This is a genomic window from Pedobacter kyonggii, from assembly GCF_004310665.1.
GTDB classification, from domain to species: Bacteria; Bacteroidota; Bacteroidia; order Sphingobacteriales; family Sphingobacteriaceae; genus Pedobacter; species Pedobacter kyonggii.
The window spans coordinates 62,059-72,690 of sequence record NZ_SIXF01000028.1; the positions used below are offsets into that span (position 1 = coordinate 62,059).

Here is a 10,632-nt window from a genome sequence, read left to right on the forward strand (position 1 = left end):
TAATTATTTAAACTAGGGTAGCAAATGTAATAATAGAAATTATTTATTTATGCCTCTACCGGCGTAATATGTCCGGGGGTTCCGCTTTCTCCTTGGTTTTCGAATAAACGTTTTCCAAAAATCACTTCTAAATCATCTTTAAATAAAACTTCTTTTTCGATTAAAATATCAGCCAATTGAATCAATTTATCTTTATTTTCTTCTAATAAACTAATTGCTCTTTGGTATTGGCCTTCAATTAATGCCGAAATTTCTTTGTCGATAGTTAAAGCGGTGTCCTCTGAATATGGTTTAGAGAAATTATACTCGTTCTGACCAGATGAATCGTAATAAGTAATGTTTCCTAATTTATCGTTCAAACCATAAATGGTAACCATTGCTCTGGCTTGTTTGTTCACTTTCTCTAAATCGCTAAGTGCACCGGTAGAAATGGTATCGAACATCACTTTTTCAGCTGCCCTGCCGCCCATAGTTGCACACATTTCATCAAGCATTTGGTGAGGACGAACAATTAAGCGTTCTTCTGGTAAATACCAGGCTGCACCTAAGCTCTGTCCGCGTGGCACAATAGTAACCTTAACTAAAGGCGCGGCATGTTCTAACAACCAGCTTACTGTGGCGTGACCAGCCTCGTGAATAGCAATAGCGCGTTTTTCACTTGGTGTGATGATTTTGTTTTTCTTTTCTAAACCACCTACAATTCTATCTACAGCATCTAAGAAATCTTGCTTATCAACTGCCGATTTATTTTTACGGGCAGCAATTAATGCCGCTTCGTTACAAACATTTGCAATGTCTGCTCCTGAGAATCCTGGCGTTTGTTTTGCTAAAAATTCGGTATCAAGCTCTTCCGATTTTTTAAGCGGAGTGATGTGAACCTCGAAAATTTGTTTACGCTCGATAACATCCGGTAAATCCACATAAATCTGTCTGTCGAACCTACCTGCTCTTAACAAAGCTTTATCTAAAACATCAGCACGGTTCGTGGCAGCTAAGATAATAACGTGTGTATTAGTGCCAAAACCATCCATTTCAACTAAAAGTTGATTTAAGGTGTTTTCGCGTTCATCATTTCCACCCATTACACCATTTTTACCGCGCGCACGGCCAATAGCATCAATCTCATCAATAAAGATGATACATGGCGATTTATCTTTTGCTTGTTTAAATAAGTCGCGAACACGAGATGCACCTACTCCTACAAACATCTCTACAAAATCAGACCCTGATAGAGAGAAGAAAGGAACCTGAGCCTCGCCTGCAACAGCTTTAGCCAATAAGGTTTTACCGGTACCTGGCGAACCTACAAGTAAAGCACCTTTAGGGATTTTTCCACCTAAATCGGTATATTTTTTAGGGTTTTTAAGGAAATCAACAATTTCCATTACCTCTGTTTTTGCTTCTTCTAAACCTGCAACATCGTTGAAAGTAATGTTTACCTGGCTTTCTTTATCGAATAAAGTTGCTTTTGATTTTCCGATACTGAAAATCTGACCGCCACCGCCAGCACCACCGCCCATTCTGCGCATCATAAAAATCCAGAAACCGATTAAAAGCAATACGGGTAAAATGATGCTTAAGAACCAGCTTGCCAACGGATTGCTGCGGCTGGTTTTTTCTGCGAGTACCCGTGGTTGGTTAGCCGGAAGATCTTTTTGTGAATCGGCAAGTTGTTTATCAAGGCCATCCATTGTACCGGCATTGAAATATACAACAGGGCTAGCATTATTACTGTTTACATTAAATGTGCTATTGCTTTTATAAGCATCGTATACTGGTTTTTTTAGGCTATCCTTTTTGATATAAACCTCTACACGGACTAAATCGTCGGATTTATAAGCAACAACTTTCTGAACATCACCTTTAAGTAACATCTGTTGTTCAAACTTTTGGTAGGTAACCTCTTTACCGCCATCGGTAGTAAATAAAAACTGTGCTGCTATAATCGCAATAATAATGGCTGCATAAACCCAGAAAATATTAAATTTTGATCCTTTCTGTGGTTTTTTTGGAATATTTGGAATTCTTTTTCCTTGTTTTTCGTTGGTATTTTGATTGTCGTTCATTTGTCTTTGTCAAAATGGTTCTATAGGTTATGCGCTTTGATAATTTGTGCTTTCAGCATCCCCCCAAAGTTCTTCTATGCCATAAAAGTGGCGCTTTTCGGTTTTAAAAATGTGCACAACCACATCGAAATAATCAAGAATAATCCAATCTGCCGATTCGAAACCTTCTTTATGTCTTGGATCGGCTTGAGTGGCTTTATATATTTCTTTTTCTACACTATCGGCAATAGCTTTTACCTGAGTGCCAGAGTTGGCGCTCGCAATAATAAAGTAATCAGCCACTGAGGTATGAATATTTCTAAGATCTAACCGCACGATATCTTCTCCTTTTTTCTCCTGTATGCCGTGAACGGCTAACTCAGAAAGGTATGTAGAAAGGGCTACTATTTTCTTTTTTACCATTAAAATGCTTTAATTTTGGAATTACAATATTATAAATTCAACACTTGCAAAATAACACTTTTTCGACACTATTTGTTGGTCAAAATTTAATCAAATTAAAAGAAGTTGATTCTACTAATAACTTTTTAAAAGATTTGGTGTCAAAATCCGAGCCATTAGCCGAAGGGACTGTAATTATGGCAGATAATCAGTTTGCCGGAAGAGGACAGCAAGAAAGCGTTTGGCAAACACAGGCAGGAAAAAATATAAGCACAAGCATTTATTTAAAACCGTCGTTTTTGCCCCTTGATAAGCAGTTTTATTTAAATATAGCCGTTAGTTTAGCTGTTAGTGATGCTTTGTCTTGTTTTGTACCGGAAGGGATAAAAGTAAAATGGCCTAATGATATGTATTACCAAAATAAGAAATTAGGTGGAATATTAATCGAAAACACACTGACAGGCAATTCTATTAAATCATCAGTTATTGGCATTGGTTTAAATATCAATCAATCCGAATTTTCGGCTAGTATTAGCCAACTTGCTACTTCTGTCATTCAAATTTTACAAAGAGATCTGTCTTTAATGGATATTATGGATAAATTATTCATGTTTATGGAAAAATACTACTTAATTTTGAGGACAGGGAAATATAGTATTTTACAAAATGTTTACCTTTCAAGACTTTATAAGTTTAATATTCCAGCGTTGTATAAGCAAAATGGAGCGCTTTTTGAAGGTACTATAATAGGAGTTGAAGATGATGGTAGGCTAACTGTTGATACAAAGAATGGCTTAAAAGTCTTTAATTTTAAAGAAATAGAATTTACACACACAAAATAAACATACAATGAAAAAAATCGCCTTAGTGCTTTCGATGGTAGTTTTTACCATCGCCGGTGCATTTGCCCAAATCGAAAAGCCAGTTACCTGGGCTTACTCTGCAAAGAAAATAAGTAAAGATGAAGCCGTTATATATTTAAAGGCTACAATTGAAGATAGATGGCATATCTATTCGCAAAATGTGAAAGACGGTGGTCCGGTAAAAACTACATTTACTTTTGCCCCTTCTAAAGATTTTAGCCTTGTTGGTAAAACAATCGAGCCTAAAGCAATTGTTAAATACGAAAGTACATTTAAAATGAATGTAAGCTATTTCGAAAAAGCAGTAATTTTCCAGCAAAAAGTTAAATTAAATAAGGGTACAGCTGCTGTTAAAGGAAAAGTTGAGTTTATGGTTTGTAACGATAAACAATGTCTTCCGCCGGAAGAAGTTGAGTTCAGCGTTCCGGTTAAATAGTTGACATCAAAATATTTACAAACAGTCCCGGCTTTTCGGGACTGTTTCTTTTTAAAGTAAAATCTACGTGGAGTAGTGGTTTAAAAAAAATCGTTTCTAAAATTATTCTTAATTTCACGGTTTCAAAAAATACACACACAAAACACACAAATGAAAAAGGTTTTATTATTGTTGTTAATGGCTACAATGTTTATTGCATTTCCAGCTGTTAAGAGTTACGCCATTGTAACGCAAGATACCACAGCAACCGCTCCTCCTAATGATATTGTTTTTACCGAAGTAGGTTCTGCACAGGATAGTGCAGCCAATAGCCAGGTAAAAACGGAAAAAGATACCCTTAAAAAGGATACAGCCAAAGTAGAAAAAGCTGTGGTTGCTGGTAAGGATTCCCCGAAACAATCGCTTTGGGTAATCTTTGGTTTAGGCCTTTTAGCCGGTATTGCCGCTTTTTTTCTTCCATGTATTTTTCCCATGGTTCCGCTTACTGTTGGTTTTTTTACCAAAAGAGCCGAAAGCAGGGCAAAAGGGATCAGAAGTGCCATTATTTACGGCTTATCAATCATCGTAATTTATGTTGGTTTAGGTGTAATTATTACCTTGATCTGGGGCGCCAGTGCATTAAATGAAATATCTACCGATGGATTTTTTAATATTTTTATCTTCCTTATACTGATTGTTTTTGGTGTATCGTTTTTAGGGGCTTTCGAAATTACCCTGCCAAGTTCCTTTGTAAACAAACTTGATGCAAAATCGGATGCTAAAGGTTTAAGCGGGATCTTTTTCATGGCAGCAACCTTAGCGGTTGTTTCCTTCTCATGCACCGGCCCACTGATCGGAACCTCGTTAGTTGCCATTAATACCGATTTACTAACACCTGTAGTGGTCATGTTTGGTTTCTCATTATCGCTAGCGATAATTTTTACCATGTTTGCCATATTCCCGAGTTTAATGACAGGATTGCCAAAATCTGGCGGTTGGTTAAACTCCATTAAAGTTTTTCTTGGCTTTTTAGAGCTGGGTTTATCTTTAAAATTCCTTTCAACAGCCGATTTGGCATATCACTGGGGCATATTGGATAGAGAGATTTTCTTGGCCATTTGGATTGTACTCGCTTTAATCTTAGGCGTTTATTTATTGGGAAAAATCAAATTTTCTCACGATAGTGATCTTCCTTATGTTTCAGTGCCAAGGTTGTTTATTGCAACTGCCACTTTCGTATTTGCTATATATTTAATCCCTGGTTTATGGGGAGCTCCTTTAAAAGCCGTAAGTGCACTGGTACCTCCACTTTCTACCCAGGATTTTGTGATCGGACAAGATAGCGGTGGTGGATCAAACCAAATAACAACAACTGGGAATGCTAAACGTAAATATGCTGAATTCCTTCACATTCCACATAATATTGATGGATTTTTTGATTATCAGGAGGCGTTGGCTTACGCAAAAGAGGTAAAAAAACCGCTATTCCTTGATTTTACAGGCCATGGGTGCGTAAATTGCCGCGAAATGGAAGCAAGAGTTTGGTCTGACCGCAGAGTGCTTAAAAAATTGAAAGAAGACTACGTTGTTGTGTCGCTTTACACGGATGATAAAACTGATCTGCCAGCTGCTGAACAATTTGATTCTAAAATTTTAGGCACAAAAGTGAATACAGTTGGTAAAAAATTTAAACATTTGCAGGCTGAAAGATTTAATACCATTTCGCAACCATATTATGTACTTTTGGGTACTGATGAAAAAGAATTAGTTTCGCCTCCTATCGGAGTAGAATTTAATATAGATAAATATTTGCAATATCTGGATAATGGATTATCAGAATTTGCTAAGAAACAAACAAATGAATAAGATTAAGAATATTGGTGTTTTAACCTCTGGTGGAGATTCGCCAGGCATGAATGCCGCAATCAGGGCTGTAGTAAGGGCCTCAATTTATTATGATATCGAAGTAATAGGGTTTATCCGTGGTTACGAAGGGTTGATCAACAATGATTTTATCCCTATGGACCGCAAATCTGTGGCAAATATTATCCAGCGAGGAGGAACCATTTTAAAAACAGCCCGTAGCGAAGCATTCAAAACCATAGAAGGCAGAAAAAAAGCATACGAAAATCTGAAAGCCAATGGAATTGATGCCTTGGTTGTAATTGGTGGTGATGGAACATTTACAGGCGCAAATATTTTTTCAAAAGAGTTCGATTTCCCAATTGTTGGTTTGCCTGGCACTATTGATAACGATTTGGCCGGAACGGATTTTACTATTGGTTACGACTCTGCCATTAATACCGTTATCGATGCGGTAGATAAAATCAGAGATACAGCCGAATCGCACGACAGGCTTTTTATAGTGGAGGTAATGGGCCGCGACTCTGGGTTAATTGCTTTAAGAAGTGGAATCGGTGTGGGCGCCGAAGCCATTATGATTCCGGAAGCAAACATGAATGCAAACGATATTTTGCATAAACTGGAGCATAGCCGTAAAGATAAAGCCTCGAAAATTATTATTGTTGCTGAAGGCGATGATACTGGTGGCGCGTTTAAGGTTGGCGAAATTCTGCAGGAAAAATACCCGCATTACGATACTAAAGTTTCAGTTTTAGGGCATATTCAGCGTGGCGGAAAACCGACCTGTATGGATCGGGTGTTGGCAAGCCGCTTAGGCGTTGCTGCTGTAGAGGGTTTAATTAATGGCGAAAGCGGTGTTATGGCTGGCCAGATTAACCGTGAAATTGTTTTTACCCCTTTTGATCATGCGATTAAACACATTAATGCTGAAAAGGTGAGCTCTAAATGGTTAAAATTAATCGATATACTTTCGTTTTAAACGATAATAGCATATAAAAGAAAAGTCTTTCCCGCACCGGAAAGACTTTCTTGTTTTTGCTTAGTTTTCGCAATAAGCAAATTTCTTAATCTTCTAAAATAACAGCAGTACCATTGGCGCTCACCATTAACATGCTGCCTCCGCTGCCAACAGTTTCATAATCTAAATCTACACCAACAATTGCGTTTGCGCCTAATGCGGCTGCATACTGTTGCATTTCGTTAACTGCTGTATCTTTTCCCTCTCTTAAAACACGTTCATAAGAGCTCGATCTGCCCCCCACTATATCTGTTATGCCAGCAAATAAATCTTTAAAAATATTTGCGCCAATAATGGTTTCTCCGGTAACAAGACCTATATATTTTACAATTTTTCTGCCCTCAACTGAAGGCGTTGTGGTTACTAACATAGTTTCAGTTTTAATAATTAGAACAATTTTTTTTAGAAATGTTACATTTTTTTGGAAAAGACCATTTTAGATTTTCCAAAAGGTTTTTACTTCCAAAACCAAAAAAAGATGAGGCTCCGAAAATAAATTTATGTAATCGCTAACGCTTTTGCATCACTATTTAAAAATTACCGTTATGAGACCATCTAAAACCTTACTCACCCTTCCCCTATTACTGGCTATATTTTTTGTTCAGGCGCAAATGCCTGTTTTAAAGGTGCAACAGGCCGAAACCAGCGAGCAAAAAGATGCTGTTAAACTTAAAAAGTTAAATATCGATGTGCAGATTACCGGAAATATTGCCACAACGGTAATGACGATGACCTTCCACAATAACAGTAACCACATTTTGGAGGGTGAATTAACTTTTCCCATGCCAGAAGGGGTTAGCATTAGCCGTTACGCTTTAGATATAAACGGAAAGATGCGTGAGGCTGTTCCGGTAGAAAAAGCGAAAGCAACAGAGGTTTTCGAAAGTATTGAGCGCCGTAGGATAGACCCGGGCTTGTTGGAAAAAGTTGAAGGGAATAATTTCCGCACCAGGATTTATCCCTTACCTGCAAACGGCAGCAGAACCATAATTGTAGGTTATGAAGAAGAGTTAAGTTCTAATAATAAGAATGTTTTAAAGTATCATTTGCCTTTAGATTATAACCAGGCCATCGAAAAATTTTCGTTAAAAACTACCGTTTTCGAAAGTATCATCAAACCAGAACTGGGTGAACAGCCAGACGGCAGTTTTGATTTAAAAGCGAACGGGAACACTTATGTTGGAGAGATCAATAAAACCAACTATCAGCCTAAAAATGGTTTGACTATTAATCTTCCAAAGAGAAATGATCTGACCGAAGTGCAAATGCAAAAAGCATCAACAGGTTATTATTTTCTGGTTAATGTTTTTCCTAAAACCGGAAGCCGGAAAAAACAGTGGGGTAACCAAATAGGTTTAATATGGGATGTTTCTTTAAGTGGTCTGCAGCGCAATACCGAGAAGGAAATAGAACTGCTGGATTTAATCATCAGGCAAAAACAAAATTTAACCATACAGTTAGGCTTGGTTAACAATGGCTTTAAAAACGCAGGAACTTTTGTAATCTCGAACGGTAACTGGACACAGTTAAAAGATAAACTGAAGAATCTGGTATATGATGGGGGAACAAATTTCAGCGCTATAAATACTAAAAGCCTGCAGGCAGACGAATATATTTTATTTACTGATGGACTTTCGACATTCGGGAAAAATACGGTTAACTTAAATAAACCGGTTCATTGTATCAATACAGCGCTTAAAGCTGATTATAGCACCTTGAAATTTATCAGCATGAAAACGGGGGGACAATTTGTTAACCTGAACTCGGTTTCGGTAGGCGACGCTTTTAAACAATTGAACCAGCAAAATCTTCAGTTTTTAGGGATTAAAAATGGAGCGGATGTAAGGCAGACTTATCCTTCAATGAAAGTAAATGTAAACGGACATTTCTCTTTAGCCGGTATCGTGAATGAGTTTAATACAGAATTTACGTTGCAGTTTGGTTTTGGAAATACTGTTGTTTCAGAACAGGTTGTTCGGTTAAATGCTACAGAGCATACTTTAAGCAGCATTGATGTTAGCCGTGTTTGGGCACAGAAGAAAATTGCTGAAATGGACATTCAATATGAAGATAATAAGGATGACATTAGTGTTTTAAGCAAACAGTTTGGTATCGTTACCCGTAATACCAGCCTCATTGTGTTAGAAAATCTAGACGACTATCTGCGTTATGATATTGTACCTCCTATTGAATTGCAACAAGCCTATAATGCGGTTTTGAAGCAACGCAGAGCTGCTATTTTGGAACGTAAGCAAGATCTGATCAATGCTGCGGTAGCCATGACCAAAGAACTGAAAACCTGGTGGAATACAGATTTTTACTATAAAGAACCCGTAAAGAAGAAAGAAAGATACCCTGATCCGGGGCAAAGGGATGTACATGGAGATCCTAGTGCGAATATTGTAATGGCTGAACCTGTTAGTGAGGGACCTAGAAGAGAAGCCGAACGCGCTAGATCACAAGCGGTTAGGGTTGTGCCATCACCAACCGGAGCTGCCAGAAGAGAGGTAGAAGCGAATCAGCTAAATGAAGTTGTTATTGTAGGGTACGCTACTGAGCAGAAAAGAAGTAGCTTAGGTGCATCCGTGACGACGGTGTCGAAAAGTTATAGCAATGCCACTCCTGGGCGTTCAATTGGTTTTCTTGAGGATAAAGTTGCGGGTATTGAAGTTGGGGGAATAAAGTCAAGGCCAGTTCCGCAGCCAGCAATTGTTGTCCCCGAATTTAAAAGTGATAAAGATTATATGAAAAACCTGGTTGGAAAACCAGACAGCGCTTATCAGGCTTATTTAAAAATGCGTTCAAGCTACATCAGCACACCTATGTTTTATTTTGATGTGGCCAATTGGTTTTACCAACAGAAAGATAGTGTTAGGGCACTGACCATTTTAAGTAATATTGCCGATCTGGAGCTGGAAAATGCCGATTTATATAAAACTTTAGCCTATAAATTAAAACAGACTGGTAATTATAAAGACGAGATTTTTATCACCCAAAAAGTTTTGCAGTGGCGGCCAATGGATGCACAAAGTTACCGAGATTATGCTTTAGCCTTGGCAGATAATGGGCAATATCAAACTGCATTAGATAACTTGTATAAGGTACTTACCCAAAGTTATAACAGTCAGATTGCCGATCGAGACCAGGGAATTGAGGAGATTGTGATATCCGAAATCAATAACCTGATTGCAAAACATGGCAATAACTTAAGCACCAAAGGGATTGATAAAAGGTTAATTCAACCATTGCCTGTGGATGTACGTGTAGTGTTAAACTGGAATAAAAATGATACTGATATCGATCTATGGTTAACCGACCCAACTGGTGAAAAGGGATTTTATGGAAATTCGAGAACAAAAATAGGCGGCAGGATCAGTAACGATTTCACTTCGGGTTATGGACCTGAGCAATTTATGATCAAAAAAGCCATAAAGGGAAAATATAAAATCGAAGTTAACTATTACGGGGACAGGCAGATTAACATTAGCGGACCAACAACCGTAACTGCCGAGATTTATACACGATATGCCACAGGTAAACAACAAAGAAAAGTAATTGTATTGCCTATGGCGGCTGGAAGTAGTGGTGGAAACCTGGTGGGCGAATTTAATTTTTAGGGATTATATTGATTATTGCATTCATGGGCGTCGACTTAAGTCGACGCCCATGAATCTTGAGTTTGGCTATTTACTAGTCAAGAAAAAAAAGTAGCCGTAAATTTGGTTTCACGGTTATTTTTTTTGATTTTTATATCTAGTTATACAACTAGATATGGGATATCCAACCAAAGTACAGGTTATAAAAAGAAAGACAAGCGAGCAGTGGTATGTTAATTTCCCCTCAGCTGTCGCCCAGGCAATCGAGTTCAAGCAGGGCGAGGTTGTGGAGTGGATTATCGATGACAACCAGCGACTGATCCTTCAGAGAAGCGATGAGTCCGTTGAGGACCTTAAAAAAAAACTCCCCAAGAAACCCTGATCGGATGCTTCAGATCGATTTTCGAAGGCTGCCTGCCAGCCTTCAAGC

The 10,632-nt window shown here is 38.0% G+C and carries 9 protein-coding genes; 6 read left to right on the top strand and 3 right to left on the bottom strand.

Annotated features, from left to right (window positions below; translation table 11 throughout):
- Positions 1-47 precede the first annotated feature (47 nt).
- Together ftsH and rsfS are read right to left on the bottom strand one after the other, a co-directional pair.
- Complete coding sequence (ftsH, locus tag EYS08_RS20610) at positions 48-2,066, bottom strand: ATP-dependent zinc metalloprotease FtsH (RefSeq protein ID WP_131031885.1); 2,019 nt, start codon at positions 2,064-2,066, stop codon at positions 48-50.
- 27 nt (positions 2,067-2,093) lie between these two features.
- Entirely contained in the window at positions 2,094-2,468 is a 375-nt protein-coding gene (gene rsfS, locus EYS08_RS20615) for a ribosome silencing factor (protein ID WP_057930976.1), read from the bottom strand.
- A 44-nt stretch (positions 2,469-2,512) separates the two neighbouring features.
- On the opposite strand from rsfS, the gene EYS08_RS20620 reads away from it, so the two are divergent.
- From EYS08_RS20620 to pfkA, 4 genes are all read left to right on the top strand, one after another.
- On the top strand, positions 2,513-3,289 hold the full coding sequence (locus EYS08_RS20620; RefSeq protein WP_131031886.1) for a biotin--[acetyl-CoA-carboxylase] ligase: 777 nt from the start codon (positions 2,513-2,515) through the stop codon (positions 3,287-3,289).
- A 7-nt stretch (positions 3,290-3,296) separates the two neighbouring features.
- A complete protein-coding gene (locus EYS08_RS20625) occupies positions 3,297-3,746 on the top strand; it encodes a protein-disulfide reductase DsbD domain-containing protein (protein ID WP_131031887.1) in 450 nt (149 codons plus the stop codon).
- A 150-nt stretch (positions 3,747-3,896) separates the two neighbouring features.
- Complete coding sequence (locus EYS08_RS20630) at positions 3,897-5,591, top strand: protein-disulfide reductase DsbD family protein (RefSeq protein ID WP_131031888.1); 1,695 nt, start codon at positions 3,897-3,899, stop codon at positions 5,589-5,591.
- On the top strand, positions 5,584-6,567 hold the full coding sequence (gene pfkA, locus EYS08_RS20635) for a 6-phosphofructokinase (RefSeq protein WP_131031889.1): 984 nt from the start codon (positions 5,584-5,586) through the stop codon (positions 6,565-6,567). The genes EYS08_RS20630 and pfkA overlap by 8 nt, the downstream gene beginning before the upstream one ends.
- Before the next feature lie 85 nt (positions 6,568-6,652).
- Here pfkA and EYS08_RS20640 read toward each other — a convergent pair whose 3' ends face one another.
- On the bottom strand, positions 6,653-6,976 hold the full coding sequence (locus EYS08_RS20640; RefSeq protein WP_029274899.1) for a heavy metal-binding domain-containing protein: 324 nt from the start codon (positions 6,974-6,976) through the stop codon (positions 6,653-6,655).
- A 175-nt stretch (positions 6,977-7,151) separates the two neighbouring features.
- Between EYS08_RS20640 and EYS08_RS20645 the strand changes: the two genes are divergently transcribed.
- Positions 7,152-10,223 (top strand): VIT domain-containing protein, encoded by a 3,072-nt coding sequence (locus EYS08_RS20645; protein WP_131031890.1) that lies wholly within the window; start codon positions 7,152-7,154, stop codon positions 10,221-10,223.
- Positions 10,224-10,377: 154 nt separating this feature from the next.
- Entirely contained in the window at positions 10,378-10,584 is a 207-nt protein-coding gene (locus EYS08_RS20650) for a hypothetical protein (RefSeq protein ID WP_066759258.1), read from the top strand.
- Positions 10,585-10,632 lie beyond the last annotated feature (48 nt).